The organism is Mesorhizobium sp. LCM 4576 (assembly GCF_001854815.1).
Classification (GTDB): domain Bacteria; phylum Pseudomonadota; class Alphaproteobacteria; order Rhizobiales; family Rhizobiaceae; genus Mesorhizobium; species Mesorhizobium plurifarium.
The window spans coordinates 59290-85570 of the sequence record NZ_MDDT01000017.1; the positions used below are offsets into that span (position 1 = coordinate 59290).

The 26281-nt window shown below is 64.5% G+C and carries 30 protein-coding genes; 17 read left to right on the forward strand and 13 right to left on the reverse strand.

Annotated elements, in window-relative coordinates; genetic code table 11:
* Window positions 1-25: 25 nt before the first annotated feature.
* Window positions 26-1279 carry a DNA recombination protein RmuC gene (locus tag LCM4576_RS09110; protein WP_071031798.1) on the reverse strand — a complete coding sequence of 418 codons (1254 nt, stop codon included), beginning with the start codon at window positions 1277-1279 and terminating at the stop codon, window positions 26-28.
* Window positions 1280-1382: 103 nt separating this feature from the next.
* Between LCM4576_RS09110 and def the strand changes: the two genes are divergently transcribed.
* Genes def through truA form a run of 4 tightly spaced genes read left to right on the forward strand, consistent with a single transcriptional unit; the run spans window position 1383 to window position 4212 of the window.
* Window positions 1383-1913: a peptide deformylase gene (gene def, locus LCM4576_RS09115; RefSeq protein ID WP_041003546.1), complete on the forward strand. Its 531-nt coding sequence runs from the start codon at window positions 1383-1385 to the stop codon at window positions 1911-1913.
* 59 nt (window positions 1914-1972) lie between these two features.
* Window positions 1973-2908: a methionyl-tRNA formyltransferase gene (fmt, locus tag LCM4576_RS09120; RefSeq protein ID WP_071031799.1), complete on the forward strand. Its 936-nt coding sequence runs from the start codon at window positions 1973-1975 to the stop codon at window positions 2906-2908.
* Window positions 2905-3411, forward strand: coding sequence for a GNAT family N-acetyltransferase (locus tag LCM4576_RS09125; protein WP_040984877.1), 507 nt, complete (start codon window positions 2905-2907; stop codon window positions 3409-3411). The genes fmt and LCM4576_RS09125 overlap by 4 nt, the downstream gene beginning before the upstream one ends.
* Before the next feature lie 24 nt (window positions 3412-3435).
* Window positions 3436-4212, forward strand: a complete 777-nt coding sequence (truA, locus tag LCM4576_RS09130) for a tRNA pseudouridine(38-40) synthase TruA (RefSeq protein WP_071031800.1) — start codon at window positions 3436-3438, stop codon at window positions 4210-4212.
* Here truA and LCM4576_RS09135 read toward each other — a convergent pair.
* Both LCM4576_RS09135 and dapE read right to left on the reverse strand, forming a co-directional pair.
* Window positions 4209-4814, reverse strand: a complete 606-nt coding sequence (locus tag LCM4576_RS09135) for a transporter (RefSeq protein WP_071031801.1) — start codon at window positions 4812-4814, stop codon at window positions 4209-4211. The two genes, truA and LCM4576_RS09135, sit on opposite strands and share 4 nt — an antisense overlap.
* 2 nt (window positions 4815-4816) lie before the next feature.
* Window positions 4817-6016 (reverse strand): succinyl-diaminopimelate desuccinylase, encoded by a 1200-nt coding sequence (dapE, locus tag LCM4576_RS09140; RefSeq protein WP_071031802.1) that lies wholly within the window; start codon window positions 6014-6016, stop codon window positions 4817-4819.
* A 177-nt stretch (window positions 6017-6193) separates the two neighbouring features.
* Between dapE and LCM4576_RS09145 the strand changes: the two genes are divergently transcribed.
* Complete coding sequence (locus LCM4576_RS09145) at window positions 6194-7219, forward strand: 2-dehydropantoate 2-reductase (protein WP_071031803.1); 1026 nt, start codon at window positions 6194-6196, stop codon at window positions 7217-7219.
* Here the strand turns inward: LCM4576_RS09145 and LCM4576_RS09150 are convergent.
* From LCM4576_RS09150 to dapD, 3 genes are all read right to left on the reverse strand, one after another.
* Window positions 7203-7904, reverse strand: coding sequence for a hypothetical protein (locus LCM4576_RS09150; RefSeq protein ID WP_071031804.1), 702 nt, complete (start codon window positions 7902-7904; stop codon window positions 7203-7205). The genes LCM4576_RS09145 and LCM4576_RS09150 overlap by 17 nt on opposite strands.
* Before the next feature lie 7 nt (window positions 7905-7911).
* Window positions 7912-8283: a DUF805 domain-containing protein gene (locus tag LCM4576_RS09155; RefSeq protein WP_071031805.1), complete on the reverse strand. Its 372-nt coding sequence runs from the start codon at window positions 8281-8283 to the stop codon at window positions 7912-7914.
* Window positions 8284-8410: 127 nt separating this feature from the next.
* Window positions 8411-9265, reverse strand: a complete 855-nt coding sequence (gene dapD / locus LCM4576_RS09160; RefSeq protein WP_071031806.1) for a 2,3,4,5-tetrahydropyridine-2,6-dicarboxylate N-succinyltransferase — start codon at window positions 9263-9265, stop codon at window positions 8411-8413.
* A gap of 144 nt (window positions 9266-9409) precedes the next feature.
* On the opposite strand from dapD, the gene LCM4576_RS09165 reads away from it, so the two are divergent.
* Window positions 9410-10255: an LOG family protein gene (locus tag LCM4576_RS09165; protein WP_116397913.1), complete on the forward strand. Its 846-nt coding sequence runs from the start codon at window positions 9410-9412 to the stop codon at window positions 10253-10255.
* Between the two features lie 146 nt (window positions 10256-10401).
* Here the strand turns inward: LCM4576_RS09165 and LCM4576_RS09170 are convergent, their stop codons facing one another.
* Both LCM4576_RS09170 and LCM4576_RS09175 read right to left on the reverse strand, forming a co-directional pair.
* Window positions 10402-11025 (reverse strand): response regulator transcription factor, encoded by a 624-nt coding sequence (locus LCM4576_RS09170; protein WP_244510729.1) that lies wholly within the window; start codon window positions 11023-11025, stop codon window positions 10402-10404.
* Between the two features lie 383 nt (window positions 11026-11408).
* On the reverse strand, window positions 11409-12071 hold the full coding sequence (locus tag LCM4576_RS09175; protein ID WP_071031809.1) for a sensor histidine kinase: 663 nt from the start codon (window positions 12069-12071) through the stop codon (window positions 11409-11411).
* 295 nt (window positions 12072-12366) lie between these two features.
* Here LCM4576_RS09175 and LCM4576_RS35680 point away from each other — a divergent pair, with 295 nt between their 5' ends.
* The 3 genes from LCM4576_RS35680 (at window position 12367) to LCM4576_RS36775 (ending at window position 13928) form a co-directional block, all read left to right on the forward strand.
* Entirely contained in the window at window positions 12367-12783 is a 417-nt protein-coding gene (locus LCM4576_RS35680; RefSeq protein ID WP_052457864.1) for a hypothetical protein, read from the forward strand.
* A gap of 207 nt (window positions 12784-12990) precedes the next feature.
* Window positions 12991-13461, forward strand: a complete 471-nt coding sequence (locus LCM4576_RS09185; RefSeq protein WP_041009657.1) for a hypothetical protein — start codon at window positions 12991-12993, stop codon at window positions 13459-13461.
* Window positions 13461-13928, forward strand: a complete 468-nt coding sequence (locus LCM4576_RS36775; RefSeq protein ID WP_071031810.1) for a hypothetical protein — start codon at window positions 13461-13463, stop codon at window positions 13926-13928. Before LCM4576_RS09185 ends, LCM4576_RS36775 begins: the two co-directional genes overlap by 1 nt.
* Before the next feature lie 59 nt (window positions 13929-13987).
* On the opposite strand, the gene LCM4576_RS09195 is transcribed toward LCM4576_RS36775, so the two are convergent.
* Window positions 13988-14695, reverse strand: a complete 708-nt coding sequence (locus LCM4576_RS09195; RefSeq protein ID WP_071031811.1) for a pyrimidine 5'-nucleotidase — start codon at window positions 14693-14695, stop codon at window positions 13988-13990.
* 150 nt (window positions 14696-14845) lie between these two features.
* Here LCM4576_RS09195 and LCM4576_RS09200 point away from each other — a divergent pair, with 150 nt between their 5' ends.
* From LCM4576_RS09200 to LCM4576_RS09205, 3 genes are all read left to right on the forward strand, one after another.
* Window positions 14846-15607, forward strand: coding sequence for a GGDEF domain-containing protein (locus LCM4576_RS09200; RefSeq protein ID WP_040984907.1), 762 nt, complete (start codon window positions 14846-14848; stop codon window positions 15605-15607).
* 275 nt (window positions 15608-15882) lie between these two features.
* Window positions 15883-16056 carry a hypothetical protein gene (locus LCM4576_RS36780; RefSeq protein ID WP_198540227.1) on the forward strand — a complete coding sequence of 58 codons (174 nt, stop codon included), beginning with the start codon at window positions 15883-15885 and terminating at the stop codon, window positions 16054-16056.
* The gene (locus LCM4576_RS09205; protein WP_071031812.1) at window positions 16053-17492 is read left to right on the forward strand and encodes a GMC oxidoreductase; all 1440 of its coding nucleotides are present in this window, start codon (window positions 16053-16055) and stop codon (window positions 17490-17492) included. The genes LCM4576_RS36780 and LCM4576_RS09205 overlap by 4 nt, the downstream gene beginning before the upstream one ends.
* 83 nt (window positions 17493-17575) lie before the next feature.
* Here the strand turns inward: LCM4576_RS09205 and LCM4576_RS36785 are convergent, their stop codons facing one another.
* Window positions 17576-17743 carry a hypothetical protein gene (locus LCM4576_RS36785; protein ID WP_198540228.1) on the reverse strand — a complete coding sequence of 56 codons (168 nt, stop codon included), beginning with the start codon at window positions 17741-17743 and terminating at the stop codon, window positions 17576-17578.
* Window positions 17744-17837: 94 nt separating this feature from the next.
* Between LCM4576_RS36785 and LCM4576_RS09210 the strand changes: the two genes are divergently transcribed.
* Window positions 17838-18326, forward strand: coding sequence for a MarR family winged helix-turn-helix transcriptional regulator (locus LCM4576_RS09210; RefSeq protein ID WP_071031813.1), 489 nt, complete (start codon window positions 17838-17840; stop codon window positions 18324-18326).
* 461 nt (window positions 18327-18787) lie between these two features.
* Here LCM4576_RS09210 and phhA read toward each other — a convergent pair whose 3' ends face one another.
* Entirely contained in the window at window positions 18788-19624 is an 837-nt protein-coding gene (gene phhA, locus LCM4576_RS09215) for a phenylalanine 4-monooxygenase (protein ID WP_071031814.1), read from the reverse strand.
* A gap of 135 nt (window positions 19625-19759) precedes the next feature.
* On the opposite strand from phhA, the gene LCM4576_RS09220 reads away from it, so the two are divergent.
* Together LCM4576_RS09220 and bchE are read left to right on the forward strand one after the other, a co-directional pair.
* Entirely contained in the window at window positions 19760-20236 is a 477-nt protein-coding gene (locus tag LCM4576_RS09220) for an Lrp/AsnC family transcriptional regulator (protein WP_071031815.1), read from the forward strand.
* A gap of 114 nt (window positions 20237-20350) precedes the next feature.
* Window positions 20351-21919, forward strand: a complete 1569-nt coding sequence (bchE, locus tag LCM4576_RS09225; protein WP_071031816.1) for a magnesium-protoporphyrin IX monomethyl ester anaerobic oxidative cyclase — start codon at window positions 20351-20353, stop codon at window positions 21917-21919.
* Between the two features lie 24 nt (window positions 21920-21943).
* Here the strand turns inward: bchE and argB are convergent, their stop codons facing one another.
* Both argB and LCM4576_RS09235 read right to left on the reverse strand, forming a co-directional pair.
* Complete coding sequence (gene argB, locus LCM4576_RS09230; protein ID WP_071031817.1) at window positions 21944-22837, reverse strand: acetylglutamate kinase; 894 nt, start codon at window positions 22835-22837, stop codon at window positions 21944-21946.
* Window positions 22838-23369: 532 nt separating this feature from the next.
* A complete protein-coding gene (locus LCM4576_RS09235; RefSeq protein WP_071031818.1) occupies window positions 23370-24866 on the reverse strand; it encodes an amidase in 1497 nt (498 codons plus the stop codon).
* Between the two features lie 139 nt (window positions 24867-25005).
* Between LCM4576_RS09235 and LCM4576_RS09240 the strand changes: the two genes are divergently transcribed.
* Together LCM4576_RS09240 and LCM4576_RS09245 are read left to right on the forward strand one after the other, a co-directional pair.
* On the forward strand, window positions 25006-25545 hold the full coding sequence (locus tag LCM4576_RS09240) for a sigma-70 family RNA polymerase sigma factor (RefSeq protein WP_071031819.1): 540 nt from the start codon (window positions 25006-25008) through the stop codon (window positions 25543-25545).
* On the forward strand, window positions 25542-26264 hold the full coding sequence (locus LCM4576_RS09245; protein WP_116389949.1) for an anti-sigma factor domain-containing protein: 723 nt from the start codon (window positions 25542-25544) through the stop codon (window positions 26262-26264). Before LCM4576_RS09240 ends, LCM4576_RS09245 begins: the two co-directional genes overlap by 4 nt.
* Window positions 26265-26281 lie beyond the last annotated feature (17 nt).

Sequence of the window (26281 nt, forward strand, 5' to 3'; positions counted from 1 at the left end):
AGGTTGGCGACGGTGACGCCGTCGGCTACTCGTCGCCTTCGACGACCCGCAGCCTGAGTTGGCCGGTCTTCGAATCGGCCACCCGCGCGCCGGCATCGGCCTTTGGCGCCGCACTTCGCGCGGCCTCGGTTTCGCCCTCGGCGAATTCCAGCGCCTCGATCTTCTGGCCGCGTTTGGTCACCTTCGATGTCGACACCAGGATGTCGTCTATGTCCCGCGCCGCCTGGCCGAAATGCGTCTGCAGCCGCCGCACCCGTTCGTCGACCCGCGCCACATCCTCCATCAGCCGGATGACCTCGCCCTGGATCAGATGCGCCTGCTCGCGCATGCGGGCATCCTTGAGGATCGCCTGGATCACCTGGATCGACAGCATCAGCAGCGACGGCGAGACGATGACGACGCGGGCGCGATGCGCCTTCTGCACCACTGTCTCGAAATTCTCGTGGATCTCGGCGAACACCGATTCCGACGGCACGAACATGAAGGCGGTGTCCTGCGTCTCGCCCTGGATCAGGTATTTTTCGGCGATATCGCGGATGTGCACCTCGATGTCGCGCCGGAACGCCTGCGCCGCAACCTTCTGCATGTCGGCGCCTTCGGCGGCGCGGATGGCGTTCCAGGCTTCCAGCGGGAACTTGGCGTCGATGGCCAGCATCGGCGCGCCGTTCGGCATCCGCACCAGGCAGTCGGGCCGGCTGCCGTTGGAAAGGCTTGCCTGGAATTCATAGGTGCCGTGCGGCAGGCCATCGGCGACGATCGCCTCCATGCGCGATTGGCCGAAGGCGCCGCGCGTCTGCTTGTTGGAGAGGATCGCCTGCAACTGCACGACCTGGCCGGCCAGGGACTGGATATTGCCCTGCGCGGTGTCGATCACCGCCAGCCGCTCCTGCAGCTTGGCCAGGCTCTCATGCGTCGACTTGGTCTGTTCGGCCATGGTCTGGCCGAGGCGCCCGGTCATGGCGTCGAGCCGTTGTCCGAGCGACTGGGTGAGCTCGGCCTGCCGCGCCCCGAACACCTCGGCGATGGCGCCCATGCGCCCCTGCATCTCGGCCTGCGCCTGCAGGACGTCGGCGATGCGCGCCTCGGTGTCGCGGGCGTGGTCGGCCGCTTCCGCCGCGGCAGCCGCGCGCGCTGTGGCCGCGCGCCACAAGGCGATGACCAGCGCCGCGAAGAGAACGACGAACAGGACGAGGGTGAAAGCGAGCGCGTGGCCGAGCGTGATCGTGGAGGCGCCGAGCCGCGCGACCGGTTGCGAAAGGATGGAGGTCATGTCGTTCATATGCGCAGCATAACCGATTCGGCCTCCTGGCACAGATCAAAACGTGAACAGGTCGAAGCTGTCCCGGTTGACGCTAGTCAAGCGAGGTCTTAGGTGAGACGCCATGTCGATCAAGCCGCTCATCATCCTTCCCGATCCCGTCCTGCGCCAGGTTTCCAAGCCGGTGGAACGCGTCGATGCCGATCTGCGCAAGCTAGCCGACGACATGCTGGAGACCATGTATGACGCCCCGGGCATCGGGCTGGCGGCGATCCAGGTCGGCGAACCCCGGCGGCTGCTGGTCATCGACCTCGCCAAGGAAGGCGAGGAGCCTCAGCCGCATGTCTTCATCAATCCGGAGGTGCTGGAGAGTTCCGACCAGCGTTCCGTCTACGAGGAAGGCTGCCTTTCGATCCCCGACTATTACGCCGAGGTCGAGCGCCCGGCCTCGGTGCGGGTGAAATATCTCGACCGCGACGGCAAGCTGCAGGAAATGCGGGCGGAAGGCCTGATGGCCACCTGCCTGCAGCACGAGATCGACCATCTCAACGGCGTGCTGTTCATCGACCACATCTCGAAGCTGAAGCGCGACATGGTGGTGCGGAAATTCAAGAAGCTCGCCAAGGACAAGGCGCCGGGCAAGATGGTGGGTTAGGGGCCGTTTCGGCCACGCGAGCACCTGACCCTAGCCGCAAAACARGATCGCAGCACCTCATGCCGCTTCGCGTCATCTTCATGGGCACGCCGGATTTCTCCGTGCCGACCTTGCGCGCCATCGCCGAGGCCGGCCACGAGATCGCGGCCGTCTACACGCAGCCCCCGCGCGCAGCCGGTCGGCGCGGGCTGGAATTGACGCCGTCCCCGGTGCAGCGCGAAGCCGAGCGGCTGGGGCTCGAGGTGCGCACGCCGACATCGCTGAAAAGCGAGGCCGAGCAGCAGGCTTTTGCCGGCTTGCAGGCCGATGTCGCGGTCGTCGTCGCCTATGGATTGCTGCTGCCGAAAGCGGTCCTGGAGGCGACAAGGCTCGGCTGTCTCAATGGCCACGCCTCGCTTTTGCCACGCTGGCGTGGTGCTGCTCCCATCCAGCGCGCGATCATGGCCGGCGATAGCGAAACCGGTATGATGGTCATGAAGATGGAAGAGGGTTTGGACACCGGACCGGTGGCATTGGTTGAAAAATGCGCCATCGCACCCGATATGACGGCCGGCGAATTGCATGACCGCCTGATGGCTCAGGGCGCATCGTTGATGGTCGAGGCGCTCGCGCAGCTGGGGATAAATTGTCTGACATTTACCCCGCAGGCGGCGGAAGGGGTGACCTACGCCCGAAAGATCGATAAATCGGAGACACGCGTAGACTGGACGCGGCCTTCTGGCGAAGTCCACAATCACATTCGCGGCCTCTCGCCCTTCCCGGGCGCGTGGTGCGAGGTCGAAATTGGCGGCCGCATGGAGCGGCTGAAACTGCTTCGCTCGACGCTCTCGGATGGCGTCGGCGAGTCGGGAGGAATTCTCGATGACCGGCTGACGGTCGCCTGCGGGTCGGGCGCGGTCAGGCTGGTCGAAGTTCAACGGGCGGGCGGAAAGCCTGCCGCCGCGCAGGAGTTTCTGCGCGGAGCCAAGATCGAAAAAGGAACGAAACTCACATGAGCATGATGTCGATACGCGCGGCGACGCCGCGGGATCGCGAGGCGATCCGCCTCGTCGAAGAGCATGCCTTTGGCCAGCAGGCGGAAGCCGGCCTGGTCGACGCATTGGTTACCGGCGGCGACGCCGTTGTCGAGCTGGTGGCGGAAGAAGACGGCCAGGTCGTCGGCCACATCCTGTTCTCCAGGCTTTACGTGCAGAATGGCGGCAAGCGTTTCGCGGCCGTCGCGCTGGCGCCGCTGGCGGTCGAGCCCTCCTTCCACGGCACCGGCATCGGCGGCGCGCTGATCCGCGAGGCGCATATCCGCCTCAAGGAGGCCGGCGAGACGCTGGCCGTGGTCCTGGGCGATCCGGTCTATTACGGCCGCTTCGGTTATACCCATGCCCGCGCTGCCGGATTCGAGAGCGAGTATCAGGGCGAAGCGCTGCAGGCCCTGGCCTGGGCCGACGCGCCCGAGACCGGCAGGCTTGTCTACGCTTCGGCCTTCACCGCGCTCGCTGCTTAGGCGAGCGCGGATCGACCGCAGAACATGCCGCGTTTTCGGCTCGATATCGAATATGACGGCAGCCAGTTCGCGGGCTGGCAGCATCAGGCCGACCAGCCCTCGGTGCAGCAGGCGATCGAGCAGGCGATCGAGAAGTTCTGCGGTGAAGGCCTAAGGATACGTGCCGCCGGCCGCACCGATGCCGGCGTGCACGCCACCGCCCAGGTGGCGCATGTCGATCTCGCCAAGGCGTGGCCGGGCGACAAGGTGCGCGATGCGGTGAATGCCCATCTGCAGGCGAYCGGCGCGCGCGTCGCCATCCTGAAAGCGGCTGTCGTCGCCGACGATTTCGACGCGCGCTTTTCCGCCACCGGCCGCCACTATCTCTATCGCATCTTGAACCGTCGCGCGCCTCCGGCGCTGGAAAAGGGCAAGGTCTGGTGGGTGCCGAAGCGGCTCGATGCCGAGGCCATGYATGAGGCGGCCAAGGTGCTGCTTGGAAAGCATGACTTCACCACCTTCCGCTCCACCCAGTGCCAGGCCGAAAGCCCGGTCCGCACGCTCGACCGCCTCGACGTCGGCCGCGATGGCGATTTCATCGAGGTGCGGACCTCGGCGCGCTCCTTCCTGCACAACCAGGTTCGCTCGATGGTCGGCTCGCTGAGGCGCGTCGGCGACGGCTCCTGGGGCGCCGCCGATCTCAGGGCGGCGCTCGAAGCGCGCGACCGCGCCGCCTGCGGCCAGGTGGCGCCGCCGGACGGGCTTTTTCTCGTCGGAGTGGACTATCCCGAGGCGTCCGGCAAATCCGCTACCGACACCTAACCCGTCGGGCTGTCCGGTATGTCTATGCCGAGCAGCGCCTGCAGGCCGAACAGGACGAGYAGCGAGGCGATGAACATGCCGACGAACACGGCCGTGYCCACCGCGGCGCCCTTGCCGATGGTTGCGTTGGTCATGCGCCAGGTCAACACCATCGACAGGGCGAACAGAACCAGCGACACCAGGCTGGTGATCTCGCTGCTGGAGGGGAGGAAGAGCCTGAGCAGCGCGGAGGGCAGCATCAGCCAGGCGATGATCGCCGACGTCCAGTTGGAGGCGACGACATAATGGACGAAGCGGCCGCCGATGCCGGCACGCGGCGCGACCAGCGCCAGCGCCACCAGCGGYAGCACCCAGGAGCCGAGATCGACCGTCGCCAGCCGGATCAGCATGCCGAGGCGTCCAGCGAAGGCGTCCGGGTCGCCGATCTCGTTGGCGATCCCGACCCAGCCGACGATCAGCGCCGGGGCCGCCACGATGATGGCGAAAARGGAATTCCAGAAACCGTCCGCCGAAAGGTCGAGCAGGCGCAACCCGTCGGCCTTACCGAACATCAGCCKCCAGGCGCCGGCCAGCGAAGCGTAGGTTTCGTCCGCCGAAAGCATGGTCACGAAAGGCCCTGTCCGAACCAGTCTTCGATGAAGCGTTCGTAGATTTGCGTCAGCGTCTCTAGATCGGCAAGGGCGACGCGCTCGTCGACCATATGCATGGTCTTGCCGACCAGGCCGAACTCGACCACCGGGCAATAATCCTTGATGAAGCGCGCGTCAGACGTGCCGCCGGAGGTGGAGAGCGCCGGCGTCTTGCCGACCACCGCCTTGACCGAGCTGCTCAGCGTGTCGATCAGCCTGTCGTCGCGGGTCAGGAAGACATGGCTCGGCCGGTCGCGYCAGACGAGCTCGTAGTCGACCGGCGTCTTCTTGCCCGGCCGGTACTTCTTGCGTCCGGYGGCCTGGTCGAGCCGGTTGTGGATCTCGGCCTGCACCGATTCGGCGTCCCAGGTGTCGTTGAAGCGGATGTTGAAGGTGGCGGTCGCCTTGGCCGGGATGACGTTGGTCGCCGGATTGCCGACATCGATCGACGTCACTTCCAGATTGGTCGGCTGGAAATCCCTGGTTCCCTTGTCGAACACCGGATGGAGCAGCGCGTCGACGAGGCTCATCAGCCCGCGCACCGGGTTGTCGGCAAGCTGCGGATAGGCGGCATGGCCCTGGCGCCCGTTCACGGTCACGCTCCCCGACAGCGAACCGCGCCGGCCGATCTTGATCATGTCGCCGAGCGCGTCCGGATTGGTCGGCTCGCCGACGATCGAGGCGTCCCACTTCTCGCCCTTGGCCGCCGCCCAGTCGAGCAGCTTGGTGGTGCCGTTGATGGCCGGTCCTTCCTCGTCGCCGGTGATGAGCAGCGAGACGGAGCCTTTCGGGCCGCCATTTTTCTCGACATGGCGCGCCACCGCGGCGACGAAGCAGGCGATGCCGCCCTTCATGTCGACGGCGCCCCGGCCATACATCTCGCCATTGGCGATTTCGGCGGCGAAGGGCGGGTGCGTCCAGGCCGCCTCGTCGCCCACCGGCACGACGTCGGTATGGCCGGCAAACATCAGATGCGGGCCGTTGCCCGAGCGCCGCGCATAGAGGTTTTCGATGTCCGGCGTGCCGTCTTCCGAGAAGACCGGGCGTTCGACCGAGAAGCCGAGGGGCGTCAGCATGCCTTCCAGCGCGGCAAGCGCGCCGCCTTCGGCGGGCGTCACGGAAGGACAGTGGATCAGGGCGGCAAGATTCGCGGCGGGATCGGTCGGCAATGTCATGGGCAAAGYGATAGTCGAAAGCGTCTGTCGTGTCACGGTGGCAGATGATCGCCGGTCATGCCGCCGACAATATGGTTTTCATGGCGTATAAATGCATGTCGCCCAGAAGTGTGCGGCGGTTCTGGGAGAACGACATGCATCATCATAGCAAGTCGTGGGCCAAGCGAGGACGAATGCATGGCCAGTGAAACAAGCGTCATTGCGATAGCCGGCGCCGGCAGTATTGGATGCTATGTCGGCGGCTGCCTGGCTCTCGCCGGACGCGAAGTGGTTTTCCTCGGTCGCGGCCGCATCGTCGAGGCGCTGCGCGAAAGCGGGTTGCGCATCAGCGATCTCGATGGCCGCGACCGTCRCCTCGCGGCGCAGGCGACTGCCGTCACCGACGATCCGGCGGCGGCGCTGCCCGACGCGGATGTCATCCTGGTGACGGTCAAGAGCGGCGCGACCGCGGAGATGGGCAGGCTGATCGGCGCCCATGGGCGCCCGGATGCGGTGGTGGTCAGCCTGCAGAATGGTGTCGACAATGCCGACAGGTTGCGCGCCGCGCTCCCGGGACGGCGGGTGCTGACCGGCATGGTGATGTTCAACGTCGTCCAATCTGCGGACGGCGAGCCGCCGTTCCACGTGCATCGCGCCAGCCAGGGCGAGGTGATGATCGATGCCGGCGTCGACGGGCTCGTCGATCTGCTCGACGTCGATGGGCTCGCCGTCGAAGCGCGCGCCGACATGAAGGCGGTGCAGTGGGGCAAATTGCTGATGAACCTCAACAATGCGCTGGTGGCGCTCTCCGACCTGCCGCTGGCAAGGCAATTGGCCGACCGAAGCTGGCGCGGCATCCTCGCCGCTGAGATCGACGAGGCGCTCGCCGCGATGAAGGCCGCAGGCATCGCGCCGGCGCGCATCACCGGCCTGCCGCCGGCGCTGCTGCCGAAAGTGCTGYGGCTTCCCGACTGGCTGTTCGGCCTCCTGGCGCGCCGCATGCTGGCGATCGACCCTCAGGCGCGCTCGTCGATGTGGGACGATCTCAAGCGCGGCCGCCCGACCGAGATCGAGGAATTGCAGGGCGCCATCATTCGACTGGCCAGGCAAACCGRCACTCCGACGCCGGTCAACGAACGCGTCGCCGCGCTTATACGTCAGGCGGAAGCGGAAAAGCGCGGTCCGCCGAAGCTGATGGCGCGGAACGTCAACGGCGGTCCTTGATCAGCGTGATCTTCTGCCAGATCTTGCGCGACAGGTTGGAGCTCAGATTCTCGATATCGTTGACACCGTCGATGACGACGTCGTCATTGACCGATTGCGCGAACAGCGCCGCGATCTTGCCGGCGATCGACAGCATCTCCGAGCAATAGTCGAGATAGCGCGCAAGGTCGGCGGCATTGGTGATGCGCTGCGGCGAGTGCGCGGTCGGCTTGAAGTCGGCCGCCAGCGCCGCCGGGTCCTTGGTCAGCTGGTGCATGTCGATGACATGGATCAGCGAGCGCAGTCCGTGCAACTGGCGGAACACCTTCTTGCGCTTGATGCGCTCCTCGGTGCGGACCAGCGCCAGCAACCCGAGCACGGCAAGGATGACGGTGGTGATCGTCGCCTCGATGCCTTGCATCGACTGCACGGCGTCGTCGGCGCCGGAGATGCGGTCGAGCGGCAGGATCGTGCCGACGAACAGGAACACCGCCACGCCGGCGACGAAGGCGGCGATGATGACGCCGCGCAGCCACCAGATCGGCGCCTCCAGTTCCTTGGCGGCCCTGGCCAGGTCCCGCGACAGCGACACCAGCTCGGCCGAGACGCCGCGCAGGCCGGCTTCCGGAAAGCGTTCGCCGATCCGCCCCTCCAGCCTTTCGGCCGTCTCGATGATCAGTTGCGGATCGAGCGTGYGGTAGCGCATGGCCGTGTCAGCTATCGCCCGGCGCGTTGGTGCGCCTGCCGTAGCGATTCGGCCCGGGATCGCTGCGGAAACAGGCGAGGATGACGAGCAGGATGGGYCCGATGATGAGCGAGATCAGCGCAAAATAGGTCGGCTTGCCGAAATCATGGAAGCGCTTTGCCGTTACGGCGAAGGTGGCCCAGGCCGAGATCAGCAGCACCCCCCAGCAGACCATGGCCCAGTTCTGGCTGGCGGCGGTGTTCAGCTCAACCCGCGCGAACTGGTAGAACGGGAAAAACTGGACAAGCACCAGCAAGACCCCGGCCAGCGCATAGGCGACCGGGCTCAGCCGCCCCGAAAGACTGAAGAACACCCAGAGGAATTGCGATCTTTCAGACAATCGCGCCCGCTCCGTCAAAGCATGACTCCCGAAAGTGGGAACCGGTTTCGGGACAAAGACATGCGCAAGATCAAAACCTAAAGCGCAGGGGGCGAATCTGAAAGATCGCGACGCGCTTTAGGCAGGATCAATCGCGCAGCAATTCGTTGATCGAGGTCTTGGAACGGGTCTTGGCGTCGACGCGCTTGACGATCACGGCGCAGTAGAGGCTCGGACCCGGTTCGCCATTCGGCAGCGGCTTGCCCGGCAGCGATCCGGCGACCACCACCGAGTTTGCCGGCACTTCGCCGTAGAAAACCTCGCCGGTGGCGCGGTCGACGATCTTGGTCGACTGGCCGATGAACACGCCCATGCCGARCACCGAGCCTTCGCGCACGATGCAGCCTTCGACCACTTCGGAGCGCGCGCCGATGAAGCAATTGTCCTCGATGATGGTCGGGCCGGCCTGCATCGGCTCCAGCACGCCRCCGATGCCGACGCCGCCGGAAAGATGCACGTTCTTGCCGATCTGGGCGCAGGAGCCGACCGAGGCCCAGGTGTCGACCATGGTGCCCGAATCGACATAGGCGCCGACATTGACGAAGGACGGCATCAGCACGGCGCCCGGCGCGACATAGGCCGAGCGGCGCACCACCGAGGACGGCACGGCGCKGAAGCCGGCCTTCTCGAAATCGACCGCGCTCCAGCCGTCGAACTTGGACGGCACCTTGYCCCACCACACGGCCTCGCCCGGGCCGCCCTTGATGATCTCCATCGGGTTCAGCCGGAACGAGAGCAGCACCGCCTTCTTCAGCCACTGGTTGACATGCCACTTGCCGTCGTCCCGCCGTTCGGCGACGCGGGCGACGCCGCGATCGAGAAGGTCGAGCGCCTCCTGGATGGCGACGCGCGTCTCGCCGCGCGTCGCGGTCGAAATCGCGTCGCGCCCCTCGAAGGCCTTTTCGATGGTCTCCTCGAGGCTCGCCAGATCGGGCTTCGACATGATTTCGCTCCATTACCAAGCTGTTAAGGCGCTCAGCCTTAACCTGTTTAAAAGTCGCGCGGACCCTATGTTAAGGCTTAATGGGGGTCAATCGCGCCAGCGTCACGGGACGGCGCAAGTAAGGGAATTGGACGGGTGGATTCGATGACTCCCATGGAAAAGGCAGGGTGGACGCCGCTGCCGCATTCGGACGAGGACCTGGAGCGCTCGAAAAGCGTGCCGGATACCCCGCAGACACGTGCCGAAACCTACCGGCTGGCCTGGAACGATCCCGACTTCATGACGCGGCGCGAATTGCGCGCCGTGCGGCTCCAGCTCGAGCTGCTGAAGCCGGAGATGATCCTGGCCGAACGCGGCATCCGCTCGACCGTCATCCTGTTCGGCGGCGCCCGCCTGCCGGAGCCGGGCGGCGAGGCCTGGGCGGCGAAGAACGAGACGCAGAAGAAGAACCTCGAGGCCAACAGCAAATATTACGAGGAAGCGCGCAAATTCGCCCGTCTGTGCTCGCGCCAGTCGGCCACCTCCTATTATCGCGAGTATGTCGTCGTCACCGGCGGTGGGCCTGGCGTCATGGAGGCCGGCAACCGCGGCGCCGACGACGTCGGCGCCCCGTCCATCGGCTTGAACATCGTGCTGCCGCACGAGCAGGCGCCCAACGCCTATGTCACGCCGGAGCTCTGCTTCAACTTCCACTACTTCGCCATCCGCAAGATGCATTTCGTCATGCGCGCCAAGGCGGTCGCGGTGTTCCCGGGCGGCTTCGGCACGATGGACGAGTTCTTCGAGACGCTGACGCTCATCCAGACCGGGCGCATGGAGCGCGTGCCGGTCATCCTGTTCGGCAAGGCGTTCTGGCAAAGKGCGATCGATCTCGATTTCCTCGCCGAGCAGGGCACGATCTCGCCTGGAGATCAGGACATCATCGATTTCGTCGACACGGCGGACGAGGCCTGGGACATCATCCGCCGCTTCTACAAGTTGGGGGAGTAGGAACTGAGGAACTGAAGAACTGAGGAACTGAAGAAATGAAGAAATGAAGAACGATTCGGACGCCCTTTTTCTTCAATTCTCCAATTCCTCAATTCTTCAATTCCTCAGTTCCTCAGTTCTTCAGTTCCCGGGACGRCACGGCCCGCCTATATCGGCAGCTCAGCCAGCCAGCCGTTCAGATGCGCGAAGCGCACGATGGCCGCCCGCGAGTGCAGCTCGAGCTTCTCGGTTGCCCTGGTGCGATAGGTCTCGATCGTCTTTATGCTGAGGTTGAGCCGGGACGAGATTTCCTTGTTGCTATAGCCGAGCRCCACCAGCTGGATGACCGACCGTTCCCGTTCGCTGAGATTGCCGGGATCGCCCTGCGGGGCGCTGCGCGGGCTCAATATGCGCGCCGCAAGCGCCGGATCGACATAATTGTCGCYGGCCAATACGCAGCGAATGGCCTGCAGCAGGTCCGTCGCGGTCGACCGCTTGACCACGAAGCCGCGTCCGCCGGYCGCCAGCACCTGGCGCAGGCAGCCGGGGTCCTCATGCKCCGTCAGCGCTATGCAGCTGATCTCGGGAAAGCGCTCGCCGAGCTGCTCGATCAGCGTGACCCCGTTGACGCCCGGAAGCGAAATGTCGACCACGGCGACATCGGGCAGCGTCTTGCCGATCCCCTCAAGGGCATCTTCGGCATTCCTGGCAAGCCCGACGATCGTCAGGTCGTCCTGGCTGTTGATCATTGCCCCTACCCCGGACAGGATGATCGGGTGGTCGTCGACCACGAATATCCGCCTGCAGTGCACCTTAACCTCCATCAGTCTGTCRAAGGCCCTGTCACGCGGAAAGGGTCCCTCTTGTCCTTGATGGTCTAGGCAACTGCCCCGCCTGGCGCGGGACGCCCGTATGTCTCAACAAGCCTTAACGGCCGCAACGGGTAAGCCATCCCCCGCCTAACCCAATGATGCCGGATTGTAAGCCGTGGCGTAATGTCCGGGATGTGCAGCGCTTCACTTAGATGAATTTCTGCGAAAACTGCACGGCAGTTTTCCATCCGGAACCACGCAAAAACAAACACTTGCCGGAAGCTCGAACAGGCCAATGGCCGCCGCCGCCATTTCCCCGCCTGATCGCATTGTCGCTGAAAAGCGCTGCCGTTCATCCCCCTTCAACCTGCCAAAGGCACGTCCGCGTAAACGGTGGTCCCCTTCGTCATGGCGGTTTCGATGGTCAATTCGCCTCCCACCAGCGCGAGGCGCTCCCGCATCCCGGCAAGCCCCAGATGGCCCGGGCCAGGTTCGGCGCCGCCGTCAAAGCCGCGGCCATCATCCTCGATCGTCAGGCGCATCCGGTCGTCGTGGATGTGCGCCGTCACGCTGACGCGGCTCGGCTGGGCATGCTTGCCGACATTGGTGAGGGCCTCTTGCGCAATGYGGTAAAGAGTCAGGGCGATTTCACGAGGAAGCGGACTCGAAAGGGCTTCGAGATCCACGTCGCAGGAAATGCCAAGCTGCGCGCAAAGCATGGTGGCCAGATCCTCGACCGAGGCGCGAAGTCCAAGCCGGTCAAGATCCGCGGGCCGCAGACTCCAGGCTGCGTCATGCACCTTGGCGCTCAACTGGTCGACGAGCACGGTGGCGCGCGCGAGGCGATCGTCCAGTTCCCGGGAGCCTGCACGGACGTTGTGCAACTCCAGCGCGATGCTGGCCAGCATCTGGCCCRGATCGTCATGCAGCTCGCGCGACAGACGCAGGCGCTGTTCTTCTTGCACGGCGATCAAACGCCGCGCCAGTTTACGGCRCAGGGCCTTGTCGTCCTTGCCTATGGTCATACCCGCCCACATCAACCCTTCTCTTCCCATTGCCGTCGCGGGGGTCGCAAGCCACCCGCCGGTCGGCGAGAAAAGGCATGAATGTGCGCGCAATATACACCCGGCATATGCCTTTATGCCTGTCAGTTTTTTCCCCATCCCTTCAACTTTTCCYGACACCGGGATCAGAAGAAAAACCGACGGCACCTGCCGATCAGCCCGAATTCATCGGCRCTGTTTCAGCGTGCATCCTTGAAGCGTCCTCCCGGTCATCTTGAATTGGCCGGGAAGCTCAACGCAAACCAAGGAGAACGTCATGAGAAAGATCATCCTGGCCGCGGCCGTCCTGTCGGCTCTGACCGGTTCGGCATCCGCATTTTCGGTCGGTAGCGGCAACGGTAACGGCAACGGCAATGTCGGCGTCGGCAACGGCAATGGCAACGGCAATGCCAACACCGGCGCCTTCAACGGCAACTTCAACGGCAACGGCAATTTCGGCCTCGGTAAYGGCAACGGCAACGGCAACGCCAATATGGGCGCCTTCAACGGCAACTATAACGGCAACCTCAATGCCGGCGCCGCCAACGGCAACGGCAACGGCAACGGCAATTTCGGCCTSGGCAACGGCAACATCAACGGCAACGGCAACTTCGGCATCAGCAACGGCAATGCCAACGGCAATGGCAACTGGGGCGCCGGCAACGGCAACGGAAACGGCAACGGCAACCACTAGCGCCGTCCAACCGCCAGTGTCGCCAAGCTTTGGTTTGGCAAGACGCTGATGGCTCTGGGACCGCCGAGCCAAGCGCCCGTCCCCCGCGCAAGGCTATCGCGAATGTCGCCGGCGGTCCCAGTCCTTTTCGAAGCCCAATCATTTTTTGAAGCAGGTCCCGATTTCAAAAGCCCAATTCAAAAACCAAGCCATGGAAGGAGTCCGCAGATGAAACGCTACGTCATACCGGTGCTAAGCCTGGGGCCGGCGCTATGCCTGGGATTGTTGAGCGCAACCGCGGCAAAGGCTGACACCGCGACGGGCAGCCAGGCCTTCGGCATGTCGGCCGTCCAGGGAGCGGTCGGCAAATACGGCCAAGCCATCGGCGCCAACGTCAGGAGCATGGACCCGCTCGGCAATTTCGGCGGCAATGTCGGCTACAAGAACAGCGGCACCGGCAACGTCGGCGCCTTCAACAGCGGCACCGGCAATGTCGGCGCCTTCAACGGCAACAACAACACCTCGCCGACAAGCGGCAACGGCAACATCGGCGCCTTCAACGGCAACTCCAACACCGGCCAATACAACGGCAACAGCAACATCGGCGCCGGCAACGGCAACTTCAACGGCGGCTCGTTCAACGGCAACGGCAATGTCGGCGCCTTTAACGGCAATCACAACGGYCGGGGAAACCACTGATGACCGGCTTGAGATCACCTGCGTCCGTTCGGCMTCGCAAGCGCCGGGTTGCGGCGAGGCTGCTTGAYGGCAACGGCCTTGCGCTCGGCACGCTGCTTGCCGCGTTCCTGGCCGCCGATGCCTCGACCCTGGTCAGGTTTTCYGACCTTCCGATCGGCGCCGGCGTCACCAACGGCCTTGGCAATACCGGGAATTTCAACGGCAACGGGAATACCGGCAACTTCAATGGCAACGGCAACAGCGGCAATTTCAACGGCAATGGCAATGCCGGGAGCTTCAGCGGTAATTTCAACGGCGGCAGCTTCAACGGCAACGCCAATTGCGGCAATGGCCATGGCAACGGCTATTCGTCCGACGGCAATGGCAACGGCCAGGYAGCCGCAGGCAATCCGGGCCTGTGCCGGTTTTTGAAGGAGCTGAACGGCCGGCTGGGACTGCCGCCCGGCACGATTCCGGATTTCGACTAGTCTAGCGCGTGTCGCCCAGGCTTCCGCCAAGGCATGCCGCCAGCCAACRCAAACAGAACTCAGGCCACCACGTCGACGATCGCGGTCAGGAAGGCAGCGAGGTCGTCGGTGACGAAATCGACGTCGTCCTCGTTTGCCGGGTCGCGTTCCCAGATCTCCGAGAAGGTCGGCTCGAAATTGCGCGGCACCACCAGCACGGTCGTCATACCAAGCGTTTTCGGCACGGCCAGATTGCGCRCCAGATCCTCGAACATCACCGCATTGTGTCCGGTCACCGAGTGCAATTCGGCAAAACGCTCATAGGTCTGGCGCTCCGGCTTGGGGTTCAGCCCGGCCGCGACGATGTCGAAGATGTCGTCGAAATGTTCCAGTATGCCGAGCTGGCGCGCGGTGCGCTCGGCATGCCTGCGGTCGCCATTGGTGAAGATGAATTTGCGCCCGGGAAGCTGGCGGATCGCCGCGCCCAGCACCGGATCCGGYACCAGCCGCGAATAGTCGATGTCGTGAACCCTCTCGAGGAAATCGTCGGGGTCGATRCCGTGCCGCTTCATCAGCCCGTTCAGCGTCGTGCCGTATTCCAGGTAGAGCTCCTTCTGCAGCTTCCGCGCCTCGTCGCGCGAAAGCGTCAGCAGCTCGCCGACATAGGCGGTCATCTTCACGTCGATCTGCGCGAACAGGTTCGAGTGATGCGGATAGAGCGTGTTGTCGAGGTCGAACACCCAGTCCGTGACATGGGCGAAGCGGGCGGGATCGGGTGTCGTTGTCATGGTTTTCTTATGGCATGCCGGCGCTGATTTTATCCACAACTTATGCGCGTCACGAAGTGTGAAAATGGCGTCTCATTTCAAATTTTAAAAGTCTCGGAAAGGTCGCCTTTAACGCTTGCTGGCACAGAAGCTCTCCGTTGGGAGCAAATGATGAGTCGCATATTTCTGAAGGCCGCTGCCGTGGCGTTCGCCTCGGTCGCTGTCTCGCTGTTGTTGACGATGATTGTGGTTCCGGCAATGGGCTTTCCGATGAGCCGCACCGTCTGGCTGGCGTCGACGGTCTGCCCGCTCGTGCTCGCCTGGGCCGCCAGCGCCGGCAGCTTCTGGCACAGCGACCGGTTGCAGAACGCCCATCGCGAGCTTGCCCGGGCCCATGCGCAGCTCGCGGCGGCGCACCGGCGCCTGTCGGAAAAGGCAAGCCGCGACGACATGACCGGCATGCTCAACCGCGAAACCTTCTTTGCCGCGCTCGACGGGTCGCGGCGCAAGAGCGATCGCGGCGCGCTGCTGATCATCGACGCCGATCACTTCAAGAGGATCAATGACAGCTACGGTCATCTGACGGGGGACGAAGCGCTGCTTCTGATCGCCGGCGCCATCGAGCGCGGCATCCGCAGCGGCGACGTGCTCGGCCGCATCGGCGGCGAGGAGTTCGCGGCTTTCCTGGTCGGCGCCAGCGAAGCGGAAGCCAAGCATGTCGCCGAGCGYATCCGCCGCGAGGTCGAGCTGATCCGTTTCCGCCCCGTCGATGAACGCACCGTGCCGCTCACCGTCTCGATCGGCGGCATAAGCTGCGGCGAGAGCGCGACCGTTTCCGATCTGATGCGCGCCGCCGATCGCAGGCTTTACGAGGCCAAGAACCGCGGCCGCAATCTTTCGATCCTCGACCGCGAGCTTCCGGAAGCGGCTTGAAGCTTCGCCGCAGGCGTCGTGCATGTCGCCAAAAGTGCGCAGCGGTTTTGGGACAATGACATGCGTCAAAACAAGGACTCAAAAGCGTGGCGCCTGAGTCGGGTCCAGCGCGACGCGCTTTAGGAAAGCCCTAACCATGTCCAGATTCAACCGCACTAAACTTCCTCGTGTAACGCGGTTTTCACCTGGCTTTGGCACGAAACTGGCTTCCTCGGCAGCATGTGTGCCGTTCAGGAACGGCATGCGTGGATCGAGGCCCTATCGAGAGGCGTGTCATGAGCAGGTTCATAAGCAAAATGTCGCGCCGCGCGATCGTTCAGGCGCTGATCGCGCTRCCCGCGCTGTCGCTGTTCCGCAACCAGACGGCCTCTGCCAACCATGGCGAGATCGACCCCGATGAAATCGTCGAGATCAATGGCTGGATCCTGCGGCGGAGCGACCTCGCATGATCTTCGACAGCTACGAAGCCTATAAGCAGGCCGGCTTCAAACCCAAGGCCTGCATCCTCGGCTCCGGTCCCGCCGGCACGACGATCGCCAGGAAACTCGGCGCCGCCGGCATCCCGGTCGTCGTCCTGGAGGCGGGCTCGCGCGAATTCAGCGACGAGTCGCAGGATTTCTACCGCGGCAAGACGGTCGGCGATTTCTACTTCGACCTCGATATCACCAGGCTGCGCTTCATGGGCGGCTCGTCCAACCACTGGGCCGGCTGGTGCCGCGTGCTCGACARCCAAGATTTCGAGCCCAAGGCCTGGGCGCCGGACACTGGCTGGCCGATCAGCCGCGCCGACATCGAGCCCTATCTTGGCGAAGTCCATGACATCCTCGAGCTTCCCGATTTCCGCCCCGATGTGCCGGTTTCGGACGACATACGCTGGGTGCAGTTGATCAAGAGCCCCGCGGTTCGTTTCGGCGAGAAATTCGCCGACGAGCTCGACCGGAGCAAGAACATCGCCGTCGTGCTCAACACCTATGCGACCGAGCTTACCGGCGACGGCAGGCGCGTCACCGGTGCGAAGCTATGGTCGAACGGGCAGGACGCCGGCACTTTCAGCGCGGACTATTTCGTCACCTGTACCGGCGGGCTGGAGAACTCACGGCTGCTGTTGTGGTCCAACGAGCGCTCGAATGGCGGYGTGGTTCCGAATGCGGCAGCGCTCGGTCGCTACTGGATGGAACATCCGACCTTCCAGGGCGGCAACGCCATTCTTGCCAACTATTCGGAGTTCGAGGTCGACGCCTCGAACGAAGCCTTCTTCTCGCCGACGCTTGCCGCGATGGAGCGGCTGCAGATCATGAATTTCGGCATCCGCCTGATCGAGAGCCCCTATCCCAATGTCAAGAAGCTGATCGCCGATCTTGCCTGCACCGCGCCGAACATGGCGGAGTGGATGTCGACCCAGCTGGACCAGAGGCTGCGTTGCGCCGCCCAGCTCTACGTTGCCTGGGAGCAGGCGCCGCTCGCCTCGAACCAGATCGAGCTGTCGAAGACCGACGTCGATCACGCCGGCGTGCCGCRCATCGAACTGCATTGGAAGAAGTCGCCGCTCGAGCGCCGCACCCTGCTGGAGGGCCTCAGGCTGTTCGGCACCACCTTGGCGCAGAAGAATCTCGGCCGTGTCCGCATCGACGAGTGGATCAGCAATGGCGGCGATTATCCGACCAACGAGGAGACGGCGGGCCACCATCATATGGGCGGCACCCGTATGGGCACCGATGTCTTGAAGAGCGTCGTCGACGCCAATTGCAAGGTGCATGGCATGGACAATCTCTATATCGGCGGCTCCTCGGTGTTCTGCACGTCGGGTCAGTGCAACCCAACCACCACCATCACCGCGCTCGCCTGCCGCCTGGGCGAGCATCTGAGCAAGGTGATCGCCGTCTGATGTCAAAAACGCCGGCGGCGCCGGCGCCTGGAGCGGCAACCGGCGCCGCCCTGGCGCGCCTTTGGGGGAAATTGCGAGCTCGCTTACAGTCCGTAGACGGYGATGCGCACCAGCACGGCCGCGGCGGCAAGCGCCACCAACAGGATGCCGAGGCCGATGGGCGAGCCCCAGCCATACCATTCCATCGCCAGCTTGGCGTATTTGTATTCCTCCTCGTTCGAGAGAGGGGTGCGCTGTTGAATCAGGCTCATTGTTCACTCCTTGTCGGCGACTTTGCCCTTGTCTTGCAAGGGCGTCATCGCATATTGATACGATAATCTGAATGTTCGACAAGTCGATAGTTAGATGATCGAAATAAATTCGTCAAGCACCAAGCGCGATGAAATGATCCGGGACGTCGGGCTCGCTGTCATGCGCTGGCAGGACRCCACCCAGGCTTATGACGAAGCKGTGGGCGCGCGRCTCGGGCTGATCGCGGCCGAGCGACATTGCCTCAGCCTRCTTTATGCCGGACCGCAATCGGCGGGCGCGGTGGYGGCGGCGACGGGACTGACGCCGGCGGCGGTGACGGCCCTGATCGACCGGCTGGAGGCGCGCGGCTATGTCACCCGCACCCGCAGCCTGGAGGATAGGCGCAAGGTGGTGATCGAGGCGACCGACCTGACCAGGGAATTGTCGGAGCGCTACTACGGCGCGATCGCGCGGGAGGGCGAGAAGGTGGTGGCGAGCTTCAGCGATGCGGAACTCGCGACCGTGCTGCGCTTCATCAACGCCGCGCTCGACCTGCAGAGCGAGCAGCTGGCCAGGATCAAGGCCGAGCCCGATAAGGCATAACGAGAGGTTTTAGCGCAGGATTTTGAAAGGTTGCCGTTTGTCGACGGGCACGATTTTCACCGTTCCGTGAAATCGCTGCAAACACTGGGGGATGGCTAAAGCCTTCCAACGTCGTCATTCCAGGGCGGAGCAGCCGCGAAGCGGCGTCGCGGAGACCCTGGAATCCATTCCGTGACTTTGATCGAAGAACGTTGCGGAGCAGAATTCTGCACCGCAGCAGCGCTCACGCGTCACGGAATGGATCCTCGGGTCTGCGCGCGTCGCTTCGCTCCTTGCTCCGCCCGTGGATGACGATCGCGATGGGTGTTTCGGCCAACCGTCAAGGCATGCCGCCCGCCGACGCAAAACATAGCCAACCGTCAAAATCCCAGTGCTGGGGAGCTAATTGCAAAAGGTCAAAGCGGTCCAGTTACCTTCCGGCAACTGAACCGCCCCGATTGTCGGTTGGGCGAAAACCGACTTCACACCGTTRCCGGGTCGAGCGCCGGCTGACCCTTGAACCGTGAGACGATGCCGGCGAGGTCGCCCTTGGCGAAAGCATCGCGCAGCGCATCGAAGGACGGCAGCACGAAATAGGCGCGCTGGAACTTGTCGATCTCATAGCCGGTGCGCATCACCGTCTCGAGGTCGAACGGCACATGGTGGGCGTCCTTGCTCTCGACCGCGAATTGCAGCTCGGTGAAGGACGACATCAGCCCGGCGCCGAAGGCTTTCACAGGCTGGCCGGGCTCCTGGATGAGGYCGTATTCGGCGCTGTACCAGTAGAGCCTCGTGATCATCTCGTCGCCGCCGAGCGCGATCATGTCCTCGGCCTTCTGGCCATACATCTGCATGAAATCGGCGAACACCGGCTGGGTCAGGATCGGCACATGGCCGAAGAAATCGTGGAACAYGTCCGGCTCGACGATGTAGTCGAGCTCCTTTTCCTTCCGCAGCCAGTTGGTGACCGGGAAGCGCCGGTTGGCGAGATGGTCGAAGAACGGGCCGGCCGGGATCAGGCCGGGCACCGCGACGATCTCCCAGCCGGTCAGCCTGGTGAGCTTCTCGCTGACCTCGTCGAAATCCGGGATCCGGTCGAGCAGGCCCAGCGCGGCGACGCCATCCAGATAGGAATGGTGCGCGAGCTTCTTGGTCAGCTTCGTCTGACGGTCGCACAGCGTGCGCCACACCGCCTGTTCCTCGGCGGAATAGTCGTAGCCCTGCGCCACGGTGAAATCGCTGCGGCACACCGAATAGTCGCCGCGAAGGCCCTGCGCCGCGCATTCGGCGGCGTAATCGGCAACGCTGATCGTCATCATATCCTCCTCAAGATCATGATCCGCGGATTGTGGAAGCGAGTGTAGGAGCGATCGCTGAGGCAAATCAGCCTGTTTTGTAGCTCGTCTGCTGATTTTGAGGTAAAATCACTCAGACCCATGCGAGACCGAGAAAATATGCCTCAGTTCGACGATTTCGRGATCAAGATGCTCGACATCCTGYAGCGCGACGGTCGCAAGCCCGTCTCGGAGCTGGCCCAGGAGATCGGCCTGTCGACCACRCCTTGCGCGCGCCGCTTCGAGGCCTTGCAGGAAACCGGCATCATCAAGGGCTTTGCCGCTGTGCTCAGCCGCCGCGCCGTCGGCCTCACCGTCGAGGTCTTCATCCAGGTGCGGCTGGTCAGCCACAGCGATGGCTCGCCGGAAAGCTTCATCGCCGCCGTGCAGCGCATGGACGAGGTCTCGTCCTGCTGGACGATGACCGGCGATCACGATTTCCTCCTGCATGTCATGGTGCCGTCGGTGGACGATTTGAACGCCTTCGTCATGCACCGGCTGATGCGGCTGCCCGGCGTGCGCGACGTCCACACGCAACTGGTGCTGCAGAACATCAAGGGTCCCGGCCACGTGCCGCTGAGCCATCTGCGGCGTTAGCTACTGAGCCTATCGGGCGATTCTCCCGAAAAGCTGCGGGGAAACTGCTGAACCGCGCCAAGGCGGCTTCGGCATCGGCCTCTAGCACAAGCGGACCCAATATGGAGGTCCGCCATGAACATCGTGCTGATCAACCCGCCGCACACCGCAATCGGCAGCCGCGTGCCCGACGACCATCTGCCGCCGCTCGGGCTTTTGGCGATCGGCGGTCCGTTGATCGATTCAGRCCATCGGGTGCGCCTCGTCGACGCCGAGTTCGGGCCGATGCCGCTTCCCGCGCTGGTCGATGAGGCCCTGGGCAATGATCCTGACTTCGTCCTGATCGGCCATTCCGGGTCGACCTCGGCGCATCCGACGTCCCTGCGGATCGCCGAAATGATCAAGGCCCGCGCGCCGCACGTCATCGTCATCTATGGCGGCGTCTTCCCGACCTATCATTGGCGCGACATCCTGGCGGCGACCGACGTCTTCGATTTCATCGTGCGCGGCGAGGGCGAGGCGACCGCGACGGCGCTGGTCGAGGCGATCGAGATGCGCCAGCCGGTGGGAAGCGTCGCAGGCATCGCCTATCGCGATGACCTCGGCCATCCGGTCGCCACGCAGCCGGCCATGACCATTGCCGATCTCGACGCTTATCGCGTCGGCTGGGAGCTGATCGATCATCGCCGCTACTCCTATTGGGGCGGCAAGCGGGCCGTGGTCATGCAGTTCTCGCGCGGCTGCCCGCATCTGTGCAATTATTGCGGCCAGCGCGGCTTCTGGACCCGCTGGCGCCACCGCGACCCGGTAAAGTTCGCCAAGGAGATCGCCTGGCTCTATCGCGAGCACGGYGTCGAGCTGATCARTCTGGCGGACGAGAACCCGACCTCCTCTAAGAAAGCCTGGCGCGCCTTTCTCGACGCCATGATCGCCGAGAATGTGCCGGTGCTGATCGTCGGCTCGACCCGTGCCGACGACATCGTGCGCGATGCCGATAGCCTGCATCTCTATCGCAAGGCCGGTGTCATCCGCTGGCTGCTTGGCATGGAGAACACCGACGAGGAGACGCTGTCGCTGATCCGCAAGGGCGGCAGCACCAAATCCGACCGCGAAGCGATCCGGCTGCTCAGGCGGCACGGCATCCTGTCGATGGCGACCTGGGTGGCCGGYTTCGAGGACGAGACCCTGCGCGATCTCTGGCGCGGCTTCCGCCAGCTCATCGCCTATGATCCCGACCAGATCCAGGCGCTCTATGTCACGCCGCATCGCTGGACGCCGTTCTTCCGTATCGCCGCCGACCGCAAGGTGATCCAGAAGGACATGCGCCTCTGGGACTACAAGCACCAGGTTCTGGCGATGACCCGGCTGAAGCCGTGGATGCTGTTCTTCGCCGTCAAGCTGATCGAGGTCGCCGTGCAGTCGCGGCCGAAGGCGCTGGCGCGCATCCTGTTCCACCCCGATCCCGAGCAGCGCCATTCGATGCGCTGGTATACGAAGATGGGCCGCCGCGTCTGGTTCCGCGAAGTCTGGGGGTTTCTGGCCCGCGACCGGCGCGTCACGGATGGCCCGACGCTCGCCGAGTTCTGGGGCGCGCCGCAGGACGCCGAGGAGGAATCCATGATTGTCCGGCGGCCGGCACGAAAGCCGGTCGCGCCCGTCATCGAAGGGCAGCGCCTGTCGGAAGATAGAAGATTAGCCGGCTGATGATAGCGCTGTGAGCTTGCCTGGTTACGGCACGATCAGCGTGCCGGCGCCGTGCTCGGTGAAGAGCTCGAGCAGCACCGAATGCGGCGTCTTGCCGTTGAGGATGACGACGCCCTCGACGCCGCGCTCGATCGCTTCGATGCAGGTCTCGACCTTCGGGATCATGCCGCCCGACACCGTGCCGTCCTTGATCAGCGCCTTGGCCTCGGCGACAGTCAGCTCGTCGATCAGCTTCTTGTCCTTGTCGAGCACGCCGGGCACGTCGGTGAGGAAGAGCAGGCGCGAGGCGCGGCAGGCGCCGGCAATCGCCCCGGCAAACGTGTCGGCGTTGATGTTGTAGGTGTGGCCGTCGCGGCCCGGCGCGACCGGCGCCAGCACCGGGATCATCTCCRAGCGGGCGAGAAGGTCGAGCAGCGTGCGGTCGACCTCGACCGGCTCGCCGACGAAGCCGAGATCGAGCACCCGCTCGATGTTGGAATCCGGGTCGATCATGGTCTTGCGCGCCTTCTCGGCGAACACCATGTTGCCGTCCTTGCCGCAGAGCCCGATCGCCCATTCGCCCTCGGCGTTGATCAGCGCCACGATCTCCTTGTTGATCGAGCCGGCCAGCACCATCTCGACAATCTCGACCGTCTTCTGGTCGGTGACGCGCAAGCCGCCCTCGAACTTGGATTCGATGCCCATCTTGGTGAGCATCGCGCCGATCTGCGGCCCGCCGCCATGCACCACGATCGGGTTGACGCCGGACTGTTTCAGCAGCGCGATGTCGCGGGCGAAGGCCTTGCCGAGCTCGGTGTCGCCCATGGCATGGCCGCCATATTTCACCACCACCGTCTTGTTCTCGTAGCGCTGCATGTAAGGCAGCGCGCGCGAGAGCAGCGCGGCCTGCATTTCGGCGTTGGCGGCGACGTCCGTCATCGATGTGATCCCGGCTTCTAGAAAGGACGGCCGGGTCTTAGCGGGAATTGCCGCAGGCCGCAAACGGCTTTGCGGTCACAAAGATGAAATCATGCGCTGACCAAGCCATGTAACCACATATGGCGGCGCTAGCCCCCTCTCCGGCCGCTTCGCGGCTCACTTTGTGGGCCACGGCATGCACACATTTCCAAGCGGCTGGTCTTTGGCGATAGCGTGCATGGCTGCTTGGCGCATGCATTGTCCCATGTAGCGCTGGTCGACCCCCACTCCGTCTCGGCTTCGCCGAGCCACCTCTCCCCCGATCGACGGGGTAGAGGAAGGGCGCCAAGCTTTTTGCCGCCAACGCTCCTCCARCAAGGCTCCCTTCCTTTCCCTCCGGAGGGGGGAAAGGTGGCGCTGCGAAGCAGCGACGGATTGGGGGAACCACGTGGCAATCAAGCCGAGGCCCGGGCGCGCCAGTCACAGAAGATGTGTGCGTGGGGGAGAGGTGGCTCGGCGAAGCCGAGACGGAGAGGGGAACGCCCTATGCGATTTAAGCCGGCACCTTGAGCGGTGCCCGCCGTTCCAGCCATCCTGAAAGCTTTTCCATCTGCGCGGCGAAGGACAGCAGCGTCTCCTCGTCGCCGGGCCGGCCGGCGGCCTGGATGCCGAGCGGCAGACCGGCTTCGGTGACATGCACCGGCAGCGCGATCGACGGCTGGCCGCTGACATTCTGGATCGCCGGCCAGTGGGTGAACCACAGGCTCTTGTCCATCAGCTGGCCGAAGAACGACTTGACCTTGAGCAGGCTCGTCAGATGCAATTTGTCGAGCACGTTCTCGAGGAACTCGTCGGCGCCCTTGGGGTCCATCGACCCGCAGGCCAAAGGCGGATGCGCGATGATCGGCATCAGCACGGCGTCGAAACGCGCCGTCTCTTCGATCAGCCGCCGCGCCGTGGCGTTGAGCCGCTGCACGCTTTCATAGACTTCGCCGGCGGACAGCATTTCACCGAGGCGGGTAAGCACACGCGTCGCGCGCTCGACCTCGCCGGTCACCGGCCGGCCGACGCGCTGCGCCTCGCCCCGCAGCGTGCCGGCGACGGCCGAGGCGACACTCCGGCAGAAATCGGCGATGAAGTCGCGGCCGATGAAAGGCAGCTCGATCTCCTCCACCGTGTGGCCGCCTTCGCGCGCCAACGCCACCGCGGTGTCGAGCGCCGCGAGCGTCTCGGCCGAGATCGGCAGGCCGAGCGGCGACTTGCGGTAGACGGCGAGCCTGAGCTTGCCYGGGTCGCGCGCCGCGGCGACCGCGAAGAACCCCTTCGGCTCCCGTGCTGCGTAAGGCGACAGCGGATCGGCGCCATGGGTGAGGTCGAGCAGCAGCGCGGTATCGCGCACCGAGCGGCTGACGGCGTGATCGACGACCATGCCGTACCAGCTTTCGCTGACGAGCGGCGTCAGCGGCACGCGGCCGCGCGAGGTCTTCAGGCCGACCAGCCCACTGCAGGCGGAGGGCACGCGGATCGAGCCGCCGCCGTCGGACGCATGCGCCGCCGGCACCACGCCCGCCGCCACCAGCGCGGCGGCGCCCCCGGACGAGCCGCCCGTGGTATGGCCGGTGTTCCAGGGATTGCGGGTGATGCCGAAGCGGGCCGACTCCGTCATCAGCCTCAGCCCATGCTCGGGCGAGGTGCTGGTGGCGATCGGGATCAGGMCGGCGGCGAGATAGCGCTCGACCATCACCGAGTTGAAATCGGCTGTGAACGGTGGGATGCGGCTGCCGCCATGGATCGGCACGCCCTTGAGGCCGATGCCGAGATCCTTGAGCGCGAAGGGCACGCCAGCCAGCGGCAGCGTGCGGTCGACGGTCTTGGCCCGCGCCCGCGCGGCGTCGTAAAGCGGCGTAGCGATGGCGTTGATGTCGGGCCTTGTCGCCTCGGCGCGCGCGATCGCCGCGTCGACCAGCTCCAGCGGCGAGATTTCCCCTTTGTGGACGAGCTCGGCAAGTCCGGTCGCATCCTGTTCCCAAAGCACGCGCTCGATCGACATCGCCGCCCCCCTCTTTTGCCAAAATCTATCGCATGAAGCTGCAAATCGAAATCGGGATTCGATAGAACTCACGGTACGGCAATCTTCGGCGGACTGGTCGGCCCGTTGCAATTAAATCGCAATCTTCTAATTTGCCGCCATGGGGCCTCAGGACATCAGCAAGCTGATCGTCCGGACTTCGATGAAGGACCGGGCTGCGTTCGATCTGCTCTACAAGCAGACCAGCGGGAAACTTTTCGGCGTTTGCCTTCGTGTCTTGAGGGACCGGGGTGATGCGGAAGAAGCGCTGCAGGAAGTCTTCGTCAAGATCTGGACGAAAGCGGACCGTTTCGCGGTTTCCGATCTGAGCCCGATTTCCTGGCTGGTGGCCATCGCGCGCAACCATGCGATCGATCGCATCAGGGCGCGGCGCAGTCCTTCCGCCAATATCGACGCAGCTCTCGACGTCGCCGATCCGACGCCGGGACCTGAGGCCATGGCTGTCGCGGGCGGCGAGACCGAACGCATCCACCATTGCCTTGACGAGTTGGAGAAAGACCGGGCGGCGGCCGTCCGGGGCGCCTATCTGAGCGGCGAAAGCTATGCCGAGCTGGCGGAGCGCTTCAAGGTTCCGCTGAACACGATGCGCACCTGGCTGCGGCGAAGCCTGCTCAAACTGAGGGAATGCCTGGAAAGATGACGCTGGCGGAAGACAACGGACCGGAACGCGGAGGCGACGACCTGCTCGCCGCCGAATACGTTCTCGGCGTCCTGCCAGCCGACGAGCGGCAGATCGCGTCCCGTCGCATCGACACCGAGACGGCCCTTGCCCGCCTGGTCGATGCCTGGGAGGTGCACTTTGCGCCGATGGCCGCTGCCTACGCCGCGGTCGAGCCGCCGGCTTCGGTCAAGGCGGCGATCGACCGCCGCCTGTTCGCATCGTCCGCTTCCACATCCGGCGCGCCGAGTGGTAGCCTGTGGACGAGCCTTGCCTTCTGGCGCGGCCTCGCCGCCGCCGCGATTGCGGCTTTGGCCGTCTATGTCGCCCTGCCTTACGTCAATCCGCCGGTCCGCCCGCCCGAGACCAGGCTGGTGGCGTCTTTGGCCGCCGACAACAGCAACGTCAAATACCTTGCCGTCTATGACGCCGCCCGCCATGAAGTCGGCCTGTCGCTGGTCTCCGGCGAGCGCGGCGCCGGCAAGGATTTCGAGCTGTGGATGATCGAAGGCAAAAACGCGCCGGTCTCGATGGGCGTCATCCCGGCCGGCCAGACCGCGCGCATGCCGGTCGCGCCCGCCGTCCAGCAGAAACTCGCGCAAGGCGCCGTGCTCGCCGTCAGCCTCGAGCCTTCGGGCGGTTCGCCGACCGGCCAGCCGACCGGTCCGGTCGTCGCCGCGGGTGACCTGAAGGGCATCTGATCCCAGGCGACGCGGTT